The following is a 22274-nucleotide window of genomic DNA, read 5'->3' on the forward strand; positions in this document are numbered from 1 at the left end:
CGCAGCGTCTTCGCGCTCCGCGTCGCGGCGAGAGCGACAGTGAGCGATGCCTGGCATGTACGCGCCTGCGTCACGTCGAGTCCACCTACGAACCAGTCGGCGCGGCCCACTAACCACGTGGGCACCCACTCGCTCCGCGACGCCACCGGTCGCCCCGTCATCGGTAGCGGCACGACGTTCGGACCGGGTGGACGGCACAGCCATGAACTCATGAACGCACACACCGACACCTTCCACCTCGACGCCGTCACCGGAACCCTTCCGGCCGACCCCAGGTTCGAAGACACCTCACTTAAGGCTGCCGAAACAGGAACAGCCCTACCTGATGGGGAACGCCCCTCACGAGACCTGCTTGAGCGCGTATTGGACGGGTTGAAACGTCTCACCTTCGATGACGAGCAGTGATGCGAATCATCCCGCACCATTCGCGCCGCCATGCTGATATGCGCGACAGGCATGACTCGGACCTGGACCGGACACTTGCGCTGGGGCGGGAGGCGTTGCGGGTGTGCGCGGATCAACCGATTCGATCAGTCTGGCAGCGGGCCACCACCTTGCACGGACTCACCCAGCGCTGGGCCAACGAACCGCAGGTCCTCGAGTTCTCTGACCAACTCCGCAGCTGGCGCGATCGCCCTGATGTCCAGGCTATCTCCGGTCGAACCGGTTGAGGGCTGTTCCTTGGAGACGGGTAGGTGTGTACCGCATGGGCACCTCGTACAGCTCGACCTTCCCGACCAGGCCGCCAACCGACCCCGATGACCCCGCCAGCGTCGCCCGCAACGATCAAGCCGCGTTCGAGCAGGTCGACCAGATGCTGTGTCACTGGGACCGGGCCCATCGGCGCTCGTATCACTGGATGGTCACCCTGGACAAGCAGTCCCACGCCGTCGAGCTGAGCCAGCGGTGCCAGGCGGCCCTTCCAGAGCACGGCCTGGATCTCATCCCACCCGAGAGCCTGCATCTGACCGTGCGGCGTTTCGGGTACGTCGATCAAGTTCCTGCCAGCACGCTCGACGCCGCGGTTACCACCGTCAGCGAGCATTGCCGGGCGGCCCGGCCCTTCGACCTCCGCCTACTCCCTTTGGCCGGTTCACCCGGCGCACTTCGCTTCAGCGTGGCCCCGTGGTCTCCACTGCTGTGCCTACACCGAGCAGTGTCCGCGGCCTCCGGCTACGACGACGTAGACCCGCTGACCCAGTACCGCCCGCACGTGGGCATTGCCTACAGCAACCAGGTGCAGCCGCCCGGTCCGTTCATCGCCGCCGCCCACAAGGCCCGGTCACTACCGTCAACCGCGATCACCATCACCGAGCTACGGCTGGTCGAGCTGGACCGGACCGACCACCAGTACCGATGGCATGTGCTCGAACGCCTCCCGATAGACGCGGCGTAGTGAACTGGCAAACATCGACTTCGGCATAAACACCGATAGCCGAGGCACGCGTGGACGAACGGTCTGTTCCAGTCGTGGGTGGCGGGCCGCAGCCAGGTCCCTGCTGGATGTCAGCGTTGCGTGTCGATCAGTAGCCCGTGTCGAGCTCGTCGTGAAGGTCCTGGTCGAGCCGCTGACGCCAGTTCGTCGATGAGGTGGGGCGGGCCGAAGCGCGGACGCTCGTCACGGTCCAGTTCAGTCCGGTCGCGGTGTCGTGTGATTGCCCCGCCATGGCCTTCTCGACATGCCGCCGGATGGCCAACACGTCGGTGCGCTGTGCGTGCCCGATCTCGCGGACGCCGCGGCGCACGTGCCGGTTGAGCAGGTCGATGCCGTTCTCGGGTCCGGTGGCGAGCAGGAGATACGAGTCGGCGACGCCCCACTCGACCTGCAACGTGAGCCAGCGTTCGTGCGACGCGCTCTCGGGTAACGGGATCTCGATCGAGTCGGTGCGCCAGCGCATGTCGAGCAGGTAGTAGCGAGGCCGTCGCGACTGCGCCGCCCGGGCGTCATCGGCTGTCCTGACGAGCCGGAGGTGTCCCGCATCACGCCTCAACGCCTGGCAGGCGCTCGCGGCGATGCGGCTCCGGTAGACGGCCCGCACCGGCCACGCCTGGGGCAGTGCTTCAGGCATATCCCCACCACCCGACACACGAGGTGGCCGTGTCGGAGTACGGGACCGCCCCTTGCCCGCCTGTCCCGCCGGGCCGGTCCGGCACGCTGTCGAGATAGCAGGTGGTGAGAGCGGTATCGGCTTCCAGGCCCGGGAAATGCACCCACGCCTGGCCGTGGAAGTCCTCGGTGGCCACGGTGACTCGGGCGCACCGCGCGGCGGGCACGAGGGGAACACGGCACGGCTCGACGATCCGAGACCAGACCGTCTCGCTCATGATGAGCGCCGCGCCGAACCGTTCGCCGGTCGCATCACGCCGGCACCAGTGAGCGACCACGTCGCAGAACGCCCTGGCCGACAGAAGCCGAGTCAAGGTGATGTAGGTCCGGTGGTACCGACCGTTCTCGTGCATCGGACCCACATGCACTGCCACACGCGCCCGCATCGGGAATCGCGCATGGCGATTGCGGGTGCGCAGGAGGTGGTCGAGATAGAACACCACTTCGGTCAGCGCGACGAGGTGGCGTTCGGGGTAGGCGACCATGACCCCGTCACCGGTTTCGCGGAAGTGCCGTGCCTGCCCACTGTCCAGCCCTACCGAGGCGAGTGCTTGGTCCAGGAGCTGTTCCAGCTCGGACTTCATCGGGTCGAGCAGGTCGTCGGGCACCCTCGACGACCCGACCATGTCGATGGCCAACACGGCGTGCGACTGCGCCTCGTACCTGGCGCACGACAACAGCGCCATCAGATCCCATCCCTCCGTGCCGTAATGATCACGGAACGGAGTGTGGGACCGCCGGAACGGATTTTCGGTTCGCCGCTGAACGCATCAGACACTTGATGCGGCCGATTCCTGGTTCGGATATCACCCGGCATCAACCGTCAGCCGCGAACGTTCACCGGTGAACGTTCAGACCGGCGCATCCGTGGTCCCCTGAAGATCATGGGAACGATCGGGCGCCGGATGGTCGATGGTGAGCACAAGCTCGCGATCACCGTGGAACACCAATTCTCGCTCGCAGAGACCGTCGAGGCCGTGATGGTGCTCAAACCAGCCCTGCGGCCCGGAATCGGACGGCACGTCCGTCCGCTGCAGATTTCCGAGGTGCGTCAGGCTCTGCACCACGTGGCCCGCCATCAAACCGGCCGGCCGCATCCGGTGTTACTGGCCTATGAGGACGAACCCGCGGGCGGCGAACTCCACCAGCTCGCCGACTGGATACGACGAGAGCTGGTGAGACTCGGCCTGTTCACCGGTTCCGGCTGCCCGCCTGACACGTGGCCGGAGCCGACAACGACCAGCGACTCGACACACGGGAAAGGCTAGTCTGAACGCTCATGGTGGGTGGCACGCAACAACCCCGGCCCGGAACGCTCCTGGACCTGCTCGACGAGCCGCTCCGCGGCGAACTGGGCAGTCTCGGCATCTCGACACGGTTCTCCCGCGGAGAACGGCTCATCCACGTCGGCGACCCCGGCGAATGGGTCATGCTCGTGACCTCCGGCGTCGCCCAGGTCGTGGGAGAGGACGCCAACGGTGCCACCGTGATCCTCGACGTCGCCGCTGCCGGCGACCTCATCGGCGAGGCCGCGGTGCTCGACCCGGACCACCCGCAGCGCATGGCCAGCGTCGTCGCCATGAGCACCGTCGTCGTGCGCCGCATCCCGGCACCGGAGTTCCGCGCGTTCCTCGACAAGCGCTCCGAGGCCGCAATCGGGCTGCTCGTGATCGCCAACCGCCGCATGCGTATCGCCCAGCACCAACGCACCGTGACCCAAACCCGGGTCAGCTTCCAGCACATCGCTGAACGCCTCGACTATCTCCTCGACACCTGCGGCTACCGCACCGAACACGGCTGGGCCTTCACCGTCCCCTGGACCCGCGAAGACCTCGCCGACTTCATCCCCACCGGGCGCACCACCCTCATCACCAAACTGACCCGGTTCGAAGAACAGGGCATCATCGCCCGCGCCCGCAAATTCATCACGGTCGCCGACCGCGCCCGGCTCACCGCCGTGGCACAAGGCCGAACCGCCCTCGACTGAACCTTCCACGCCTGGCCGGCGGCATCACAGAGTGGGCCGACAGCGCCACAGCACATGTGCACTGCACGTGTGCGTTCTCACCGGACGACTCGTAGACGCGGTGTTCGGTTGACTCCGGAGTCACTCCGGTAGTTACCCTGCCGTTACGTGCGGCTACAGGGGGAGAAATGGACGGACCGGGCTATCACGTCGATGTCGACACGCTCGAACAAGCCGGAACCGCAGTTCAGAAGGCCGTCGAGGCACAGGACAACTTCGAATTGCGCAGTTTGACTGGTGAGCCGGAAATGTACGGTGACGAGCCGCTGCGGAACGCGCTCATGGACGTCTGCGTCCGGTGGAGCGATCGGATCGACGAGCTCGTCGACGACGCCGAGGAGATCGGTCAAGCCTTGAAGGCCTCGGCCCAGGCCTACCGCGAGGCCGAGCAGCAGGCCAAGGGCGCATTGCCCGACGACCCGGCTGTGGACGTGGCCGATGGCTGAGCTGGGCGAGACCGACAACCCGCGAGCGCTGATCCAGGGCAACCCCGAAGCGATCGACAAGAACGTCCAGGTCCTCAATTCGCGCGGCAAGCAGGCCGTCAACGCCGCGATCGGGTTGCGAGCGATCGACACGGGCGCCTGGACCGGACCAGCAGCGAACGCCTTCCGTGACGAGTTCTCCTACGAACCGACCAAGTGGTACGAGGCCGGTGACTCGTTGACCTATGCTGGCGAGGTCCTCGGGCTCTATGCCGGAACGCTGCGCTGGGCACAGGGTCAAGCGCGCGAGGCCATCGAGCTGTGGAAGCAGGCGCAGCAGCAGACCGCGAAAGCCCGGGCCAAACACGATCAAGCAGTCACCGACGCCACCCGCCAGAACCAGGCTAACGCCGCCGCTGGAAACCCGACGTGCATCACCGTCGAACCGTTCTCCGACCCCGGCCAATCGACCCGACAGGCAGCCCGCGACACCCTCAACCGGGCACGCCACCAACTCAAACAGGTCGCCGACGACACCGCGCAAGCCCTCCGCAGCATCACCCCGGCCGAAGAGGAAACGACCCTCAGCAAAATGGGCCACGGAGCCCTCGACCTCGCCGGCCTCATCCCGGGCATCGGTGAACTCGCCGACGGCACCAACGCCGCCTGGTACGCCGGGCAAGGCCGCTATGCCGAAGCTGCCATCTCCGGAGCCGCCGCCGTCCCCTTCGCGGGATGGGCCGCCACCGCCGGCAAGGCCGCGGACAAGGCCACCGACATCGCCAAGGCCGCAGGACACGCACCCGCGAGGTTCGGCCATGCCACCCACACCAACTACCGCAAGACCTTCTTCGAAAAGCACCCCGACCTCGAAGGCAAGGTCGTCGTCCACCACGCCGTCGAACAGAAAGCACTCAAGCAATACCCCAATAACGGGATCACGGCAGCGGAAATGCACTCCTACGAAAACCTCCGCGGCATCCCCAAAGGTGAAAATGCAACGCTACACCTGAGTGAGATACGGAAAGAATGGAATAGGTTCTACAAGCACAACCCGAACGCATCCACTGAAGACCTCCTGGACTTCGCGACCCATATCGACAACAAGTACGGCGGCCGATTCAACCCGCCGGTAAGGTGACCTCGATGCCCTACTACTCCCTTGAACCTGCTGCACCTGGCGAATTTGGCGATCACGTAGTGATGGACGCATCGGTCCACCCTCCACGAGTTACGCATGCACACCTGCATCTCGACGGGTGGCTCGGTGATGAACTGATCGAGTCCTACCCGTGCTACTTCATCTCGGAGACACTCGCCGCCACCATCGAAAACAGCGAGCTCGACCACTACGAGCTTCGCGACGTCGAGGTGACCGTCTCCGAGGACGCACCCGACGATGAACGTGCCGCCATCCCCGGCATCCGCTGGCTCTTCGTCACCGGAACGCCCGGCGTGGATGACCTTGGCACCACCGCTATCGGCCAACTCGTCGTCTCCGACCGCGGCCTCGCCGTTCTACAGCAGGGGAACCTCGACCACTGCGACATTGAGGACTACACCGCGACCTGACCCGGCACCGATAACTCTTGAACGCCGCGCGCCAGCCCCGTCTCGGACACACGAGCGCCTTCCACCCGAAGCGCCGTCGGAGACAGGACGCGTCACGACGCCGGAGGGAGACCACTGCAACGTGATGTACTACCTGCTTCGTCCCGATGTGGCGGGCGGGCTCGGCGATGGAACGGTGCTCGACACGTCCACGCACCCGCGATGCTGACACGTGCAACTCCATCTCGGGCTCTACGTCGGCAACTGAGCCAAACCGGAGGCCGCTGGAGACGCCGCGTCGTCGCGATGCGCCGAGGACAGATACCTGCGAAGGGACTCCTCAACGGAGGCGCGACCAGGCGGCAATGCCTCCAGGCGAACCGCCTGCTCTGCGAGCTACTGACTCACAACCGCGGCGATCAGCGCGTCCTGGGAGGAGACAGTGCGCTGCGACGCGCAGGACTCCCCGCTTACTCCGGCGGCATGGTCAACGACGAACCGACGGACCGCATCTACGGCAACAACCCGACATCGCCGCGGGCGAATCCACGAGGCGACCGGCCACACCTCCATGCTTCGCGATATTCAAGGAAACCTGCGCCACCCGGTGGCCGCCGCGGTCACCGAGGCGGTCCGGCCCCGGCCGCCCGGCCGCACCGTAGGCGGACCAGGACAACGGCCTGAGCAGGGCAGCGATCAGCGGTGCGGTCAAGCGGGGCCGACAGGAACGAGAAAGCACGCGGCAACCGGGACGCCCACGTCCCCGTTGAGGACCGGTCATGCCTCCAACGTGCGTACGGCCGGCGGCCGTTCGATGGCCTGAGCTGCGCGGGTCAGGGCGTCACGGACGGCAAGGAGCGCGGGGTGGGTTTCGCGGCCTGTCCTGACTGCGGTGAACAGTGTCCGGCTAGGACGGTCGGGCAGGTCGAGTGGCACAATCCCTTCAAAGTGCGCCTCACCCAGGAGCGAAGGGACGAAGTATACGGCGTGTCCACATCGGACCAGCTGAATATTGAGCAGCGGGTCGGGCGTGTGGGCCAGCACGCAGGGTTCGAATCCGGCGTCGTGGCACTGGGCCACTGTCCAGGTATGGATTCGGGTTCCTGACGGTTCCAGGGCCCACGGTCTGTCCTTGAGATCGGAGAGCCTGCGGGGTGTTCCGTTGCTGCGTGCGGAACCGGTGAGAGCTCCGTCGGCAGGGACGACAAGCCGGATCGGATCGGTGTAGAAGTTCTCACGATGGATTCCGGACTGGACGGGGAACGCCGATCCCGGGTATTCCTCACCCCAGAACGAGGTCGAACTCGTGGGACAGCAGCGCGGCATGCCCGTCGTCGACCTCCCGATGGATGAGTCGGATGTCGACTTCGGGATAGCTATCCGCCAAGTTCGAGCGCAAGTCCGAGCAAGACGAGGCCTACGCGCACCGAATGCTCGACACCACGACGCGCACCGGTACCCCGACATGACACCCCGCCCGCCAACCTCTTCCACGTGCCACGCAGTTCCTCTGTCTTGCGCGAGAGGGGGACGTTGCTACCGAAGGAGCGCCACAGTGATCAGCGTCTTCGATCTGTTCTCCATCGGCATCGGCCCGTCCAGCTCCCACACCGTGGGACCCATGCGAGCAGCCAAGCTCTTCGCCGACGGACCGACGATGACGGCAGGACCAGCCACGTTCGAGCGCTTCGCGTGGAGCTGTTCGGCTCGTTGGGGGCCACGGGGACAGGACATGGCACCCCGGGTGCGGTGTTACTAGGTCCGGAGGGCCTGGATCCGGAAACAGTCGACCCGGCCTACGGCGCCCGGCGCAGGGAGCAGATCCGGCGCACCGGCACCCTCGACCTCGCCGGGCACCACCCCATCACCTTCGCCGAGGACGACATCTCACTCATGCCGGGCACCGTCCTGCCCCACCACATCAACACACTGCGCTTCACCGCCCACGACGGCGAGGGCTCCACCGTGGCCGAGCAGACCTACTACTCGCTCGGCGGCGGGTTCGTGGTGTCCGACACCGACGTGACAGCCGAGGACTGCACGCACACACCGGACGGCACGCCCGCTCCGCACCGGTTCGACACCGCCGCCGACCTGCTCGACATCTGCGCCCGCACCGGCCTCGACATCGCCGACGTGATGCTCGCGAACGAGTCCACCACCCGCCGCCCCGACCAGATCCACACCGGCCTCCTCCGCATCTGGCATGGCCGCAATGTCGGTGAACGAGCAGAACGCGGCAGGAGGGCGCGTCGTGACCGCCCCGACCAACGGCGCCGCCGGCGTCATCCCGGCTGTGCTGTTCTACGCCCTCCACTACCTACCCACGCTACGCACAGGCGACGCGGCAACCCGCGACGACGCCGTCGTCCACTACCTACTCACCGCGGGAGCCATCGCCATCCTGTTCAAACAGCGGGCATCGATCTCCGGCGCCGAGGTCGGCTGCCAGGGCGAGGTCGGATCCGCCTGCTCCATGGCAGCCGGAGGTCTGACAGCCCTGCTAGGCGGCACACCGGCACCGACATGCTCGACAAATACAAGGAAACCTCCACCGGCGGCCTCGCCGTCAACGTCATCGAATGCTGACCCCCTCACAGGCAAACAATCGTGACCTGCCGGGCGATCCAGCGAACATACAGGTCACAAGGGTGGACCGGGGCAGGACTTGAACCGACTGCCAACGGATTATGAGGCATCCGGCAGCCGTCACACAGCACCCTCACCAGCAGAAACGCTCGCACGAGATGTCACGGTGGGTGCGAACGAAGCAGCATGAGGAACCGTTTCGCACCCAAACTCGCACCCAGGCAACACACTCGAGCCAGCCGACGCGCCGGTGACTTCCGCGGTCGACCATCCTGGAAAGACGGTTTGGCGAAACCCACCTCACCTCCGTCACCACTTCCACCTGGTTCAACCTTCTGATCCGTAGTCAGTGGGGAGCCGCTGTCGCCGAGTGTCTCTCAGGGTCGAAAAGTGCAGGTCATACGACGCCTGCGCCAGACTTCGATGCCAGCGAGTGCCGATCCGTGCCGGGCTCGAGCACCCAATTAGCCTCTGATTTGCCAGCGCGGCGCGCGCCAAGCCGCATGACGATCCGTCGCTGATCGCGCACTTTCATGCGTCCGGTTGGGGAGTCCGCCCTTTACACCGCATGCGGAACGCGGCAAGCAAGCCCAATTGTCCCTGCTCGGGACCCCATCCGGCCCTGGGGCCTTGCCTGGGACGGTGTGTCCCAGTAAATTTGGCTTCGAATGGGGCCGGATCGCATCGGCAATCGGGTAGGGGCTGTCATGACGAGGAGGTATCGGTGACGTTGTCGTCGTCGACTGGGGTTGATCCGTTCGACCAGGAGTATCGCGATCTGCTGGCGACCTTGTCTGAGGGGTCGGTGCACCAGAGTTTTGATCCGTTCCAGGACATCGACTGGGACGCGCCGGAGTACGCCATCGACCCGCACGACCGGCGCTGGGTGCTTTCGGCCGATATCGATCCGCTGGGTGCGACCCAGTGGTATCGGGATCTGCCGCTGGATCGGCAGATCGAGATCGGCAAGTGGCGGCTGGCCAACTCGCTCAAGGTCGGTTCCGCGTTCGAGAGCATCCTGATCCGCGGGATGATGCAGTACATCTTCAAGCTGCCCAACGGGTCAGCGGAGTTTCGCTACTGCCTGCATGAGATGACCGAGGAATGCAACCACATCCAGATGTTTCAGGAGCTGGTCAATCGGATCGGTGTCGACGTTCCCGGGATGCGGCCGTGGTTTCGGAGGATGTCGCCGCTGATCGGGGTGGCCGGTGGCTACGCGCACGTGATCCTGTTCATCGGCATCCTGGCGGGTGAGGAACCGATTGATCACTTCCAGAAGGCCGTCATCCGCGAGGGCGCGAACATGCCCCCGGCGGTGCTGCGCGTGATGCAGATCCACATCGCCGAGGAAGCGCGGCACATCTCCTTCGGCGGCGATTTCCTGCGGGTGCATATCGAGAAGATGGGCCCGGCGGGCAAGGCGGTGTGTGCGCTGGCGTTCCCGCTGGCGATGCGGTGGCTCGCGGGTGAGATCATGACGCCGCCGCGCTCGTTCGCCCGGCAGTTCGGTATCCCGCGCGAGGTGTTTCGGGAGGCGTTCTGGCGTAGCGAGCATTCCCGGGCGATTCTGAGTAGCTACTTCGGTGACATGCGCAAGCTCGCCACCGACCTCGGCTTGATGAACCCGATCAGCAGGCAGCTGTGGAAGCGCCTGCACATCGACGGGAAGCCTTCGCGCTATCGCGGCGAGCCGTCTCGTGACGCGCGGCGGGTGGGCTGATGCCGCACGTTGTCACCCAGTCGTGCTGCAGCGACGCGTCGTGTGTGTTGGCGTGCCCGGTCAACTGCATCCATCCGACTCCGGACGAGCCCGACTTCACCTCGGCGGAGATGCTCTACATCGACCCGGCGACGTGTGTCGACTGCGGTGCGTGCGTGTCGGCGTGCCCGGTGGACGCGATCAAGCCGCACACCAAACTCACCGACGAGGAACAGGACTTCCTCTCGATCAACAGCGACTTCTACCGCAGCCCACGGGAATACCCGATACTGGCGCCGGTTGTACCACCATTGACGGTGCGCGACCGGCCCGAATCGCTGCGGGTCGCCGTTGTCGGGTCCGGGCCCGCGGGCATGTACGCGGCCGATGAGATCCTGACCATTCCGGGCGCGCGGGTCAACGTGTTCGAGCGGCTGTCCCAGCCGTACGGGCTGGCCCGGTGGGGCGTGGCACCCGACCATCAACGCACCAGAAAGGTCAGCGACCAGTTCGACCGCATCTGTGACCAGGAGGGGCTTAGTCTGTTCTGCGGCGTCGAGATCGGCAAACACCTCACCCACGACGAGTTGCTCACTCACCACCACGCGGTCGTCTACGCTGCGGGCGCCTCGTCCGACCGCAAGCTCGACATACCCGGTATCGATTTGCCCGGCACGGCCTCCGCGACCGAGTTCGTCGCCTGGTACAACGGCCACCCGGAGTTCACCGACCGCACGTTCGACCTGTCGCACCGCCGTGCCGTGGTGATCGGCAACGGCAACGTCGCCCTCGACGTCGCCCGGATCCTCACCGTCGACCCGGACACCCTCACCGAGACCGACATCTCCCCGGCCGCGCTGCGCGCGTTGCGCGGCAGCGGGATCGAGGAAGTCGTGCTCGCCGGTCGGCGCGGGCCTGCCCAGTCGGCCTTCACACTGCCCGAGCTGGTTGGACTCCGCTCGACTCCCGGCGTCGAACTCACCGCCCGATCGGAAGAACTGGACCTCGCCGACGCTATGGATCACAAGCTCACGGCGCTGCGCGGCCTCTCGCCTGCTGCGAACACGGCGCGGCGCATCGAGCTGCGCTACCTACTGTCCCCGGTCCGGATCACCGGAGGTGCCCATGTCGACGGGGTCGAGTTCGAACGCAACGAACTCGTCGACGCGGCCGACGACGTCGCGCGCGTCAAATCAACCGGAGAGCTCGAGGTCATGGACGCCGGGCTGGTGCTGACCTCGATCGGATACCGGGGGACGCCGCTGCCCGGCCTGCCATTCGACGAGGCGGCCCGTGTCGTGCCGAACGAGCGTGGCCGGGTGCTCCATCCCGAAACCGGCGACGCTTCGCCGGGTACGTTCGTCACCGGATGGATCAAGCGCGGCCCGAGCGGCTTCATCGGCAACAACAAGTCCTGCGCATTGGAAACCGTGACCGAACTGGTCGCCGACTTCAACGCGGGCTACCTGGCCGCACCCGCAACGAGCAGCGACGAGCTCTCAACCCTCGCTGAGCAACGCCGACGCGTTCTCACCTCGTGACAGCGTCGTCGCTGGCGAGGCTGGGCAGCTGGTTGATGACCGTGACGAGTTCGGCCGTCGGGTCGATGATGAGCCCCGCGGACTGAAGAGCGCCATCAAGCACGTACCAGGCATACGTCGCGAGATCAGCGACGACCTCCGATTGGTTCGTGTCCGGGTTCGGATCGCGGACCCATTGGGTCAGCGTGCCCTCCACCATCGTAACGACGGCCGTGCTCAATGATCTGAAGGCGCTTTCATCGACTTCGATCGATTTCGCTACGGACCCGATGATCTCGCGCGCCTTGCCGGCCATTCTGGCCTTCAGGCTGCTGACCGCGTCCGTATTGGCCTCGTCGGCGGTCGGGCCGTTGCGCAGGAACTCGTGCAGCCGCGGATGCTCCGACATCCACTCCGCGACAGACTGAATGGATCGGGTGAGGATCTCCTCGACCGAACCCTCTGAGATGTTTAGCTCCGCATCCAGCATGGCCGCAAAGTCCTCAACCAGATACGACCTGACTCGACGGTCCAGATCTTCACGATCACTGAACCGGCGATACACCACGGACTTGGCCAAACCCGCCCGCTTCGCGACCTGCTGCACCGCAATATCCGCGCCCGGGGAACTTTCCTCGAGCAACTCCACCGCCGCCCGCAGGATCAACTTCTCTCGCGCGGAGTTATGCCCCTCCCACCGCGCACGGTAGCCGCTGCCCGAACGACGCACTGCGCGTTCCGCGTTGATTGACACGCCCCAAGTCTATCCAGGGCCCAAACGCCATACTCAGCGAGCGGCTGTCTCAGCAAGGGAGCCTCAACCGCACATGATCAACATCATGCACTGACCGTGTCCGACCTCGACCTGCAACACCCATCGACGCCGAATCTCTCCGGCCAGGCGAGGTAGCTGGCCAGGGTGTAGACCGGGCTGCGGCCAAGGCTGCCGCGGGAGTAGTCGTAGCGGCGGGTGGTGCGCGGGTCACGGTGCCCGGCCCAGGTCCTGCACGTCCCGGATGTTCGCCCCGGCATCCAAGGCGAGGGTGATGGCAGTGTGACGCAGGCTGTGCGCCGAGAGCTGGTCCCACACGTCGATCCCGGCGGTGCGGGCCAGCCGGCGCACCAGCTCCCACAGGTGGTTCTGCCGCAGCTGTCCGGGCCGCTGGCGCCACCCCTCGGGGCCGGCCGCGGCCGCGCGGGCCTCGAAGTAGACCTCGAGTGCCTCCCAGGTGGACGGGGCCAGCGGGATCTTCACCCGGCGCCCACCCTTACCCACGATCGTCAGTACCCGATGGCCGCGGTCCCGCGAGAGCGCGTCGACGTCGGCAGCGGTGAGCTCGTCGGTACGGATCGCGCTGTGCACCAGCAGCCGCACGATCGCCGCGGTGCGCAGCCGCTGCGGGCCAGCATCGGCCGCGGCCAGTAGCGCCCGGGTCTGCTCGCCGTCCAGGCCGATGGTGGCGGTGTGGTCCCGATCGACCGTCGGCCGCGCCACCCCGGCCGTCGGCACGACGTCGACCAGATCGTGCGCGGCCGCGTACCGGTAGAAGCTCGACAGCGCCGACAGTCGCCGGCACACCGTCGACGCTGCCGCCCCGGCGACTTCCTGTTCGCGCACCCACAGGTCCACGTGCACCCGCCCCGCCGACAGCACATCCACCTCACGCTCGCCCAGCCACGCCAACCATGCCAGCAGATCACCGCTGTAGGCCCGGCGCGTGCGCCGCGACCGCAACGAAGACAGCCACGCCGCCAGCAACACCTGCTCCCGCTGCGGCAACCCGGCCAGCTCGGCCCGCTCGGCATGAGCCCGCTCGACCAGTTCGCCGACCACACGCAGCTGGCTCAGCTCACCCGAACTTGCAGACGGCGCCAGCTCGGTGCTCACGACTGCTCCTCCTGCGCGCGAGCCTGCTTTTGTGCGATGTCTTGTTTGACCCCGTCCGACAGCTTGTCGAAGAGGGCTTTCCGCTCTTTCGGACGGCTGATGAGTTCGTCGACCAGGTCGTTGGCAGCCGCCAGTAGGGCCCCGATCACCGCGGGCCCAGTGTGATCGTCCAAGGCCATCACGACGAGTTCGCTCGGCTGATCCTCGCCGTGCAACACCTTGTTGCCCGTGAACCGCACGACGTTGAGGATCTGGGCCAGGTCAGGGCTCACACGGTCGTGCAACCGAGCGATCCGTATATCCAGTCCATCCTTGGAAGAAGCCCCGGAATCTAGCTGCTTGATGAGCTTCTCCACGGTGGCGCGCGCGAGTGCCGCCCCCGCGCGCAGTGACACCGCCGCGACTGAAGCAGCCTCGACATAGAGCTCACGCACCTCAGGAGGCATGTCGGGATGCGGCCTGTCCCCCAGACTCGCTGACGGGTAGACCATGACCTCCGCGCGCCACAGCGCCGGCCGCTGGCAAACCGCACAGTGCGAGGACTTCCACAGATTCAAGAAATGACCGCCAGCCGTGGTCCCCGACTCCACCGGCCCGCCAGGACCGCCCATTGCGGAACGGCCCACGAGCTCTGCCCACTTCTGTTGCGCCACGACCCCGCAGTGTGGACAGGCAAAGGCGGGCTTGTCTCGCGCCGGATGGTGATCTGAGTCGGCGGACTGTTCGTCCGGTTCGATGTGTTCGTCAGGCTCGGTCATGGTCGGAACCGTAGCGGTGACCCCCGACAGGGTCGCCGGGTGATACAGCGGATTATCACCCGACGACCCGAGTCCACTGTCACGCTGTCTTGACACACCTCTGATATGCCGCTCTGGCCCAGCGACCACCGAGGAATGCAACCACAATCACGATGCCCCCGCAGACCAATCGTCGTTGCCACACTTATCACCGCAGCACTCGCCGCCGTCGCGTGCAGCATCGTGTGTCGGCGTTCGCCTTGTCGCGGGCGGTTAGATGCGTCGCTTCGCTCGTCAACCGGCGATTCCTTGCCTGATCAGGCTTCGAGGAGGCGCTTGAGGTGCGCGACGGCCTGGGCGACGGCGGCCTCCGACTGAGGCGTGTCGTGCATGGAGTTGACCATGACGAAGTCGTGGATGATGCCGCCGTAGCGGACCTGGGTGACTTCGACGCCGGCGCGGCGGAGCTTGGCAGCGAAGGCTTCGCCCTCGTCGCGGAGCACGTCGGCCTCGGCGGTGATGATCAGCGTCGGCGGGAAGAACGCCAGCTGCTCCTCCGTCGCACGCAGCGGAGAGGCGGTGATCTCGTTCCGCTGAGCCTCGTCGGTCGTGTATTGGTCCCAGAACCACTTCATGCCGTCGCGAGCCAGGAAGTAGCCCTCGGCGAAGGTTTCGTAGGACTCGGTGTCGAAGGCGGCGTTGGTGACCGGGTAGAACAGTGCTGCGCCGCGGAAAGCGACGTCGCCGCGCTCGTGGCCCATGAGGTTCAGCGCGATCGCCATGTTCCCGCCGACCGAGTCGCCGGAGATGACGACGCGGTCGGGGTCGAGGTGGTGCTCCGCGCCGTGCTGGACGATCCACTGCGCCACGGCGTAGGACTGTTCGTTCTGCGAAGGGTATTGCTGCTCGGGTGCGCGCTGGTAGTCGGGGAAGACCACGGCCGCGCCGGTGCCGACTGCCAGGTCGCGCACGAGCCGGTCGTGGGTGTGGGCGTCGCCGAAGACCCAGCCCGCGCCGTGGGTGTACAGCACGACGGGAAGGGTGCCGATCGCGCCCTTCGGGCGGACGATGCGGGTGGGCACCTCGCCGGTGGGCCCGCCTGTGACGGTGATCCACTCCTCGTCGATCTCGGGCTTGTAGATCTCCTCGTCCTGGACTTGGTCGACGGCCTGGCGACCCTCCTCGGGCGGCAGCTGGTAGAGGAACGGCGGCTCGGAGGTCGCCTCGACGAACGCCTGGGCGGCGGGCTCGAGGGCGATGCCGTGCGGGTTAGCAGTCATGATGGCTCCTTCGTGTTGTTCTTGCGGATACTGATGAACGAAGAGCGGGTCTCGGTGATCGTCTAGGCGAGCGCCTCGACGAGGGCGTGGGCAAGCTTGCGGGAGGACTGCGGGTTCTGGCCGGTGTAGAGGCTGCCGTCGACGATCACGTGCGGGCGCAGCGGGATGAGGCCCTTGTCGTATGCGATGCCGAGTTCCTTGAGCTTGTCTTCGAGTAGCCACGGGGCCTTGCGGGCGAAACTGTTCAGCAGCTCCTCCCGGTTCGACAGTCCCGTCATCTTCCGACCGGCGAAGGGCGAGCGGCCGGCGTCGTCGACGGTCGCGGCGATGACCGCCGGGGCGTGGCAGAGAAGCGCCAGCGGTCTGCCCGAGGCGAGGCGCTCGGTGAGCAGCTTTCCGGAGAACTCGTCGTAGGCCAGATCTTCCATGGGGCCGTGGCCGCCGGGATAGAAGACCAGGTCGAATTCGTCGGCGTCCATCTCGTACAGATTCTCGGGGTGTTCGAGGACGGGTGCGAGCTCCTCCAGCCGGGCACGCAGCTTCTTGGTGGTGCCGGGCAGACCGCCGGCGATGCCGAGGCTGAGCTCGTCGACGACCGGAGCCTTCCCGCCGGGCGTGGCGACGGTGACGTCCCATCCGGCCTCGACGAACGTCGCGTAGGGCACGACGAACTCCTCGGCCCAGAACCCCGTTGGGTGCTCGGTGCCGTCGGTAAGCGTCCACACGCGCGCGGCGGTGAGGACCATGAGGACTCGGGTCATGACGGCATTCCTCTCGACGTGTTCATCGGATCCCGGTCGCGCGCAGGAGCTTCAGCGCGTTCGTCATGCCGCGCGACCATGCGCGTGCGACGGTGCTGCGCGGCAGGGTGAGACCGCGCAGGCGCTGCTCGGCGATGGACTGCGGCTCGGTGTATTTGAGGATGCCGTGCTCGCCGTGGCGGCGGCCGAGACCGGAATCGCCCATCCCGCCCATCGGGGCGTCGATGCTGCCCCAGGCGGCGGTGAATCCGTCGTTGATGTTGACCGTGCCCGCGTGGATACGGGCGGCGACCTCGCGGGCACTGCGATGGCCCCAGACGCTCGCGTTGAGGCCATAGGGCGTGTCGTTCGCCAGACGAATCGCCTCCTCGACGTCGCGGTAGGGGTAGATCGACACGACCGGGCCGAACGTCTCGTCGGAGTGGACGGTCATGTCCGCGGTGACACCGGCAAGCACGGTCGGCTCGTGAAACAGCGGCCCGATGTCCGGCCGGGCCCGGCCTCCGGCATGCACGGTCGCACCCTTCGCAGCCGCGTCCTGGATGTGGTCAGTGACGGTCTCCAGCTGCTTGTGGTTGGTGAGACTGCCGACGTCGACGCTGTAGTCGTAGGCCGTGCCGAGGACGAGGTCCCGGGTCTTCGCGGCGAACCGGGAGACGAAGTCGTCGAAGTGCGCCTCGGGCACGTAGATCCGCTCGATCGACACGCACAGCTGGCCGGCCGAAGCGAAGCTTGCGGAGATCGCGCCCTCCGCGGTCCGCTCCATGTCGGCGTCCTCAAGCACGACCATCGGATTCTTTCCGCCCAGTTCCAGCGATGTGCCGATGAGATGTTCCCCGGCCTGTGCGGCGATCTTTCGCCCCGAGGCCGTCGATCCGGTGAACATCACGTAGTCGGCCTCGCCGAGCAACGTGTCGCCGATCTGACGACCCGAGCCGACGACCATCTGCCACGCGTCTTTCGGGAGTCCGGCCTCGCGCATCAGCTTCAGCGCCCACAGAGCCGACAGTGCCGTCTGGGTGTCGGGCTTCTGCACGACGGTGTTGCCGGCCATGAGCGCGGGAAGCGCGTCGCCTGCGGCCATACTCAGCGGGTAGTTCCACGGGGAGATGACTGTGACCACGCCCTTGGGGTGGCGCAGCTCCGTGGTGCGAGTCAGGACCGGGATTGCGCCGCGCCGCCGCCGCGGCCTCAGCTGCCGCCCGGCGCTGCGCGCGTAGTAGCGGGCGGTGATGGCGATGTCGGCGACCTCAAGGAACGCGTCCCGACGAGTCTTGCCGTTCTCGGCCTGCATCAGGTCGAGGATCTCATCCTGCCGCTCCAGCAGCAGGTCGTGAAAGCGCAGCAGGATCCGTGCGCGGTCCGCGACCGGCGTCGCCGCCCAGGAACGCTGAGCGGCGCGAGCGTCGGCGAACGCGGCGCTGACCGCATCCGGCATCGCGATGGGAAATGCCGCCAGCGGTTCGCCGGTGTACGGGGCGGTCGCCGTGGCGGTCTCTGCCTCGGGGCCGTGGGCAGCGAGCTGGGTCAAGCCTTCCAGGAGCGCGGGCGAGAGCTGCGGTGGCAGACCCGACAGGAACGGGGTGTCGGTGAGGGCGTTCATGAGCGGGCCTCCCGGCTCGTCGTCGCGCGGGTGTCGGCGCTGATCGGTGCCGGCATGTGCAGAGCAATCTGCGCGCTCGTGGTCACATCGAGGGCGAGAATGCGCTTCGGCGCGACCGACCGGATGTCCTCAGACAGGCGGCCCTGGCCGAGACGGAGCTTGATGTCCCGCGGAAGGGACTTCCGTCCGGTGGCCAGGACGTGCGTCTGGTTCAGCGTCGAGTGCCAGTTCCCCTCGATCTGCGTGTACGACGTCAAAGAAGACACGCGCTCCAGCGTCCGGTGCTGCTTCTGGGACGGCGTCGGCGCGCTCAGCTCCAGATCGGTGCCACCAGTGTCGTTCGCGACCCGGGACGAGACCCGCGCGTCGGTGATGTCGACGTCGATCGGGGTCACCCACTTCGGGAAGCCGTAGCCATCGTGGCCGCGGACCTGCGCGATCTGCGTGTTCACCGGCAGCGACAGCACGTAGGAGTGCAGGTGATCGTTCTTCAGCGCCGCCGCGAGATCGACCGCGCCGAGCCCGCCGTGGCGAATCGGCTTGACTGCGATCCCGGTGGCCGCCTCGGTGTAGAAATCGATGTCGGCGACGTCGTAGCGAAATACCATGATCGAGAAGATCCCCACACCCGGCGCGACCTCCAGCGGCGACAGCTCCCGCGGAAGCCGATCCCGCAGCCGAGAGGCCGGCGCAAGCATCACCAGACGCGCCACAGACGCGGCGTAGTAGAAGTTCGGCGTCCACGTCGGCCCGATCGGCGAGTCCACCCGGGTCTTCGATAGTCCCCGGAAGAACTTCACGTCCGACACTCGAGGATCCTCAGCCACGGCGTCGAGATCCGTGTCCATCCGGTAGCGGTCATAGAGGCCACCGGCGGGCACCTCGACGGCCTTCCGGCCGAGATCCACGGCCACCTTCTCCTGCTGCGTCGATGCCACTGCGGACCTCCTCCAGATCAATGTAAACAGTGCTCACATAAGACTACGACCAAATGTAAGCAGCGTCAACATCGGCAGTGGACTTCTCGTGGATCCGTTCACGCGCGGTTCAGGTCGAGGATCGCCGCCACTGACGCGCGGATGCGTGCGGCGACCTCATCGGCTGGCTCCGGGCGGTATTTGCCGTCGAGATGAAGGAAGGCGAGTCCATGGGCGAGGCTCCACAGCGCCGTGGCGAGTTCGGGCGAGGCCTGACCCGGAAACAGGAGGTCGAGTACGTCGTTGAGCAGGGCGTGCAGTGCCTGCGAGGCCTGAACGCGATCACTGTCGGCCTCGTCGCACTCATTGCCGAACATCAGCCGAAACACCGCGGGCCGGCGCAGGGCGAAGTTGACATAGGTGACCCCGAGCTCGGAGAGAAGGTCGACCGGTGGCGTCCGCGGGGGCGCGCCGGCAAGAACCTCGGAGACCGCGTCGCGGAGATCCTGAAACCCCTCAACCGCAACGGCCGAGTCCAGGGCGTCACGGTCGGCGAAGTGCCGATACGGAGCAGTGGGCGAGACGCCGGCCCGGCGTGCCACTGCGCGCATGGAGTAGGCCTCCCCCGCCTCGAGTATCTCGATCGCCGCCGTCACCAGTGCGGCACGCAGGTCTCCGTGGTGGTAGGGCTTCGTCGATGTTGACACTGCTCACTTCTCCTTCTATTGTAATGTAAGCACTGCAAACATACCGCATTGTTCCGGAGGAAGTCATGCCCACCGCACTGTTCGCGCCCCTCACGCTCCCCGGCGGGGCCGTCCTGCCGAACCGTGTGGCCAAGGCCGCGATGGAGGAGAGCATGGCCTCGACCGGCCAACTGCCTGGCCACACGCTGCGCGAGCTGTACCGGGCCTGGAGCGCCGGCGGTGCAGGGCTACTCATCACCGGCAATGTGATGGTCCACGACTCGGCCGTGACCGGACCGGCGGCCGTCGTCCTCGACGAGCACTCCCCGCTGGAGCCGTTTCGTCAGTGGGCAGATGCCGCGTACAGCGACGGGACGAAGGTATGGATGCAGATCAACCACCCCGGACGCCAGGTCACCGCCGACCTGCCCGGCGTGGCCTGGGCCCCGTCAGCCGTCGGCGTGGAACTGGGCCGCACTTCGCGGCTTTTCGCCCGGCCCGTGGCGATGACCAACCAGCAGATCGCGGACACCATCGACCGGTTCGTCACCACAGCGCGCCGCGCGCAGGACGCCGGGTTCGACGGCGTGGAGATCCACGCCGCCCACGGATACCTCCTCTCGCAGTTCCTCTCGCCGCTGTCGAACAAGCGCACCGACGAATGGGGCGGCAGCCTCGAGAACCGCGCCCGCCTCTTGACCCGCATCGCCCAAGAGATCCGGGCGGCCGTCCGCCCGGAGTTCGCGGTGGCCGTGAAGCTCAACTCCGCCGACTTCCAGCGCGGCGGCTTCGACACCGACGACGCCCGCGCGGTCATCGACATGCTCGCCCCGCTCGGCGTGGATCTCGTCGAGCTGTCCGGCGGCAGCTACGAGAGCCCCGCCATGACCGGCCGCCCGGCAGACGGGCGCACCCAGGCGCGCGAGGCCTACTTCCTCGAGCTCGCGCAGGACCTCGCCACGACCAGCCCGGTCCCATTGATGCTCACCGGCGGCATCCTCCGCCGTCATGTCGCCGAACAAGTCCTCGCAGGCAGAGTCGACGTCGTCGGCATGGGCACTGCACTCGCCATCGACCCCCAGCTGCCGAACAAGTGGCGCATCAGCGCCACGGCGAAGGCCTCACCCGCGCCGATCAGGATCGCCGACAAGGCCATCGCCTCGGCCGCGAGCATGGCCCGGGTCCGCGAGCAGCTGCGCCGCATCGCCCGCGGCCGTACGCCCCGCTCGTCGAAGTGGCCGCGTCTCGCCCTCGCCAAGGAGACCCTGCGCCTCGTGAGGGATCGGCGGCGGTACGCATCCTGGCTACACAGCCGGAAGCAGGATCCCGAGGCACGCGAGCTCAACACCACGGGCGGCGGCGCGCAGGCCGCAGATCTCCTGCGATGACGCCGCCAGCTCCCACGCCGCACGTACTTCCCCTCCCGGGGCACCGAGGCGGGGCCACGACAAAAGAGAAACGACTCCGATGACGCAGACCATCCTGGGCGCGACCGGCCAGATCGCCGTGGAACTCGCCCGCGAACTCAACCGCACGACCACGGACGAGCTGCGGCTCGTCAGCCGCAACCCCCGCGCCGTCAACGACACCGACACTCTGGCCCGCGCCGACCTCCTCGATGCCGAGCAAACTGCGAAAGCGGTCACCGGCAGCGAGATCGTCTACTTCACCGCCGGCCTGCCCGCGAAGACCGAGCTGTGGGAAGCGCAGTTCCCCACCATGCTCCGCAACGCGCTCAACGCCGCCCGAGCCGCCGGCGCGAAGTTCGCCTACTTCGACAACACCTACATGTACCCGCAGGACGAACGCGTCCAGGCCGAGGACACCCCGTTCGCCCCCGTCGGCCGCAAGGGCAAGGTCCGCGCCGGGATGGCGACGATGGTCCTCGACGAGATGCGGCGGGGCGACATCCCCGTCCTCATCGCCCGCGCCCCGGAGTTCTACGGCCCCGGCCGCACCCAGGGCTTCACCAACACGCTCGTCATCGATCGACTGAAAGCGGGGAAGCGGCCGCTCGTGCCGGTACGCGCCGACCGGCGACGCACCCTCATTTGGACCCCCGACGCCAGCCGCGGCCTCGCCGCCCTCGGCAACGCGGCCGACGCCTACGGGCAGACCTGGCACCTGCCCGTCGACACCGATCGCCCCACCTACCGGCAGTTCGCCGCCATGGCCGGCGCGGAGTTCGGCGCGAACGAGAAGTACACGGTGATCCCGAAGTGGGCACTCAGCGCGGCGGGCGTCGTCTCCCCTGAGGCGCGCGAGATCCGCGAGCTGCTCCCCCGATACGCCCGCGACAACATCTTCGACGCCACAAAGTTCCGGGAGCGGTTCCCCGACTTCGAAGTGACGACCTACCGGGAAGGGCTCGGCATCATCCGCAACGAGGCCGACGCCCAGCACGCGACCCGCAACAACTAGCGAGCCACACCCGTACCCCACGCACCGACGCCGCCTGCGCTCCGTCCCGGAGCCCCAGCAA

General features: G+C 66.9%; 23 protein-coding genes and 1 pseudogene. 13 read left to right on the plus strand and 11 right to left on the minus strand.

Translation table 11 applies throughout. The features are described 5' to 3' along the window. Nucleotides 1-117: 117 nt before the first annotated feature. Both FB384_RS20590 and FB384_RS20595 read left to right on the plus strand, forming a co-directional pair. Nucleotides 118-405 (plus strand): hypothetical protein, encoded by a 288-nt coding sequence (locus FB384_RS20590; protein ID WP_183786463.1) that lies wholly within the window; start codon nt 118-120, stop codon nt 403-405. Nucleotides 406-706: 301 nt separating this feature from the next. After that, on the plus strand, nt 707-1396 hold the full coding sequence (locus FB384_RS20595; RefSeq protein ID WP_183786464.1) for a 2'-5' RNA ligase family protein: 690 nt from the start codon (nt 707-709) through the stop codon (nt 1394-1396). Nucleotides 1397-1523: 127 nt separating this feature from the next. Here FB384_RS20595 and FB384_RS20600 read toward each other — a convergent pair whose 3' ends face one another. Together FB384_RS20600 and FB384_RS20605 are read right to left on the minus strand one after the other, a co-directional pair. Beyond that, a complete protein-coding gene (locus tag FB384_RS20600; protein ID WP_183786465.1) occupies nt 1524-2069 on the minus strand; it encodes a hypothetical protein in 546 nt (181 codons plus the stop codon). Then, nucleotides 2062-2793: a hypothetical protein gene (locus FB384_RS20605; RefSeq protein ID WP_183786466.1), complete on the minus strand. Its 732-nt coding sequence runs from the start codon at nt 2791-2793 to the stop codon at nt 2062-2064. Before FB384_RS20605 ends, FB384_RS20600 begins: the two co-directional genes overlap by 8 nt. A gap of 198 nt (nt 2794-2991) precedes the next feature. Between FB384_RS20605 and FB384_RS20610 the strand changes: the two genes are divergently transcribed. From FB384_RS20610 to FB384_RS20630, 5 genes are all read left to right on the plus strand, one after another. Beyond that, entirely contained in the window at nt 2992-3375 is a 384-nt protein-coding gene (locus FB384_RS20610) for a hypothetical protein (protein WP_183786467.1), read from the plus strand. Nucleotides 3376-3386: 11 nt separating this feature from the next. Continuing rightward, nucleotides 3387-4094, plus strand: a complete 708-nt coding sequence (locus FB384_RS20615) for a Crp/Fnr family transcriptional regulator (protein ID WP_183786468.1) — start codon at nt 3387-3389, stop codon at nt 4092-4094. 167 nt (nt 4095-4261) lie between these two features. Next, nucleotides 4262-4579 carry a WXG100 family type VII secretion target gene (locus tag FB384_RS20620; protein ID WP_183786469.1) on the plus strand — a complete coding sequence of 106 codons (318 nt, stop codon included), beginning with the start codon at nt 4262-4264 and terminating at the stop codon, nt 4577-4579. Continuing rightward, nucleotides 4572-5699: a putative T7SS-secreted protein gene (locus FB384_RS20625; RefSeq protein ID WP_183786470.1), complete on the plus strand. Its 1128-nt coding sequence runs from the start codon at nt 4572-4574 to the stop codon at nt 5697-5699. The genes FB384_RS20620 and FB384_RS20625 overlap by 8 nt, the downstream gene beginning before the upstream one ends. Nucleotides 5700-5704: 5 nt before the next feature. After that, nucleotides 5705-6130, plus strand: coding sequence for a hypothetical protein (locus tag FB384_RS20630; protein WP_183786471.1), 426 nt, complete (start codon nt 5705-5707; stop codon nt 6128-6130). 756 nt (nt 6131-6886) lie between these two features. On the opposite strand, the gene FB384_RS27545 is transcribed toward FB384_RS20630, so the two are convergent. Next, entirely contained in the window at nt 6887-7576 is a 690-nt protein-coding gene (locus FB384_RS27545; protein WP_407676105.1) for a LysR substrate-binding domain-containing protein, read from the minus strand. 154 nt (nt 7577-7730) lie between these two features. On the opposite strand from FB384_RS27545, the pseudogene FB384_RS27550 reads away from it, so the two are divergent. From FB384_RS27550 to FB384_RS20650, 4 genes and pseudogenes are all read left to right on the plus strand, one after another. Continuing rightward, nucleotides 7731-8065 (plus strand): annotated as a pseudogene (locus FB384_RS27550) (serine dehydratase beta chain); the annotation flags it as partial. Between the two features lie 259 nt (nt 8066-8324). Beyond that, nucleotides 8325-8723 (plus strand): L-serine ammonia-lyase, iron-sulfur-dependent, subunit alpha, encoded by a 399-nt coding sequence (locus FB384_RS27555; protein ID WP_407676106.1) that lies wholly within the window; start codon nt 8325-8327, stop codon nt 8721-8723. Between the two features lie 699 nt (nt 8724-9422). After that, on the plus strand, nt 9423-10421 hold the full coding sequence (locus FB384_RS20645) for an AurF N-oxygenase family protein (RefSeq protein WP_221213489.1): 999 nt from the start codon (nt 9423-9425) through the stop codon (nt 10419-10421). Then, nucleotides 10421-11941, plus strand: coding sequence for an FAD-dependent oxidoreductase (locus tag FB384_RS20650; RefSeq protein WP_183786474.1), 1521 nt, complete (start codon nt 10421-10423; stop codon nt 11939-11941). The genes FB384_RS20645 and FB384_RS20650 overlap by 1 nt, the downstream gene beginning before the upstream one ends. On the opposite strand, the gene FB384_RS20655 is transcribed toward FB384_RS20650, so the two are convergent. The 8 genes from FB384_RS20655 to FB384_RS20690 form a co-directional block, all read right to left on the minus strand. Further along, the gene (locus FB384_RS20655) at nt 11931-12674 is read right to left on the minus strand and encodes a TetR/AcrR family transcriptional regulator (RefSeq protein ID WP_221213490.1); all 744 of its coding nucleotides are present in this window, start codon (nt 12672-12674) and stop codon (nt 11931-11933) included. The genes FB384_RS20650 and FB384_RS20655 overlap by 11 nt on opposite strands. Nucleotides 12675-12902: 228 nt before the next feature. Then, a complete protein-coding gene (locus tag FB384_RS20660; protein ID WP_183786475.1) occupies nt 12903-13808 on the minus strand; it encodes a tyrosine-type recombinase/integrase in 906 nt (301 codons plus the stop codon). Next, the gene (locus FB384_RS20665) at nt 13805-14566 is read right to left on the minus strand and encodes a DUF4145 domain-containing protein (protein WP_183786476.1); all 762 of its coding nucleotides are present in this window, start codon (nt 14564-14566) and stop codon (nt 13805-13807) included. Before FB384_RS20665 ends, FB384_RS20660 begins: the two co-directional genes overlap by 4 nt. A 296-nt stretch (nt 14567-14862) precedes the next feature. After that, a complete protein-coding gene (locus FB384_RS20670) occupies nt 14863-15825 on the minus strand; it encodes an alpha/beta hydrolase (protein ID WP_183786477.1) in 963 nt (320 codons plus the stop codon). A gap of 62 nt (nt 15826-15887) precedes the next feature. After that, nucleotides 15888-16586, minus strand: coding sequence for a type 1 glutamine amidotransferase domain-containing protein (locus tag FB384_RS20675; protein WP_183786478.1), 699 nt, complete (start codon nt 16584-16586; stop codon nt 15888-15890). A gap of 22 nt (nt 16587-16608) precedes the next feature. Continuing rightward, on the minus strand, nt 16609-18189 hold the full coding sequence (locus tag FB384_RS20680; RefSeq protein ID WP_183786479.1) for a succinic semialdehyde dehydrogenase: 1581 nt from the start codon (nt 18187-18189) through the stop codon (nt 16609-16611). Continuing rightward, complete coding sequence (locus FB384_RS20685; RefSeq protein ID WP_183786480.1) at nt 18186-19127, minus strand: acetoacetate decarboxylase family protein; 942 nt, start codon at nt 19125-19127, stop codon at nt 18186-18188. Before FB384_RS20685 ends, FB384_RS20680 begins: the two co-directional genes overlap by 4 nt. 98 nt (nt 19128-19225) lie before the next feature. Further along, the gene (locus tag FB384_RS20690) at nt 19226-19762 is read right to left on the minus strand and encodes a TetR/AcrR family transcriptional regulator (protein WP_323985384.1); all 537 of its coding nucleotides are present in this window, start codon (nt 19760-19762) and stop codon (nt 19226-19228) included. A 116-nt stretch (nt 19763-19878) separates the two neighbouring features. On the opposite strand from FB384_RS20690, the gene FB384_RS20695 reads away from it, so the two are divergent. Together FB384_RS20695 and FB384_RS20700 are read left to right on the plus strand one after the other, a co-directional pair. Further along, entirely contained in the window at nt 19879-21180 is a 1302-nt protein-coding gene (locus FB384_RS20695) for an NADH:flavin oxidoreductase/NADH oxidase family protein (RefSeq protein WP_183786482.1), read from the plus strand. Nucleotides 21181-21259: 79 nt separating this feature from the next. Then, complete coding sequence (locus FB384_RS20700) at nt 21260-22213, plus strand: NAD-dependent epimerase/dehydratase family protein (protein WP_183786483.1); 954 nt, start codon at nt 21260-21262, stop codon at nt 22211-22213. Nucleotides 22214-22274: the final 61 nt, after the last annotated feature.

This window comes from Prauserella sediminis, assembly GCF_014195435.1.
Classification (GTDB): domain Bacteria; phylum Actinomycetota; class Actinomycetes; order Mycobacteriales; family Pseudonocardiaceae; genus Prauserella; species Prauserella salsuginis.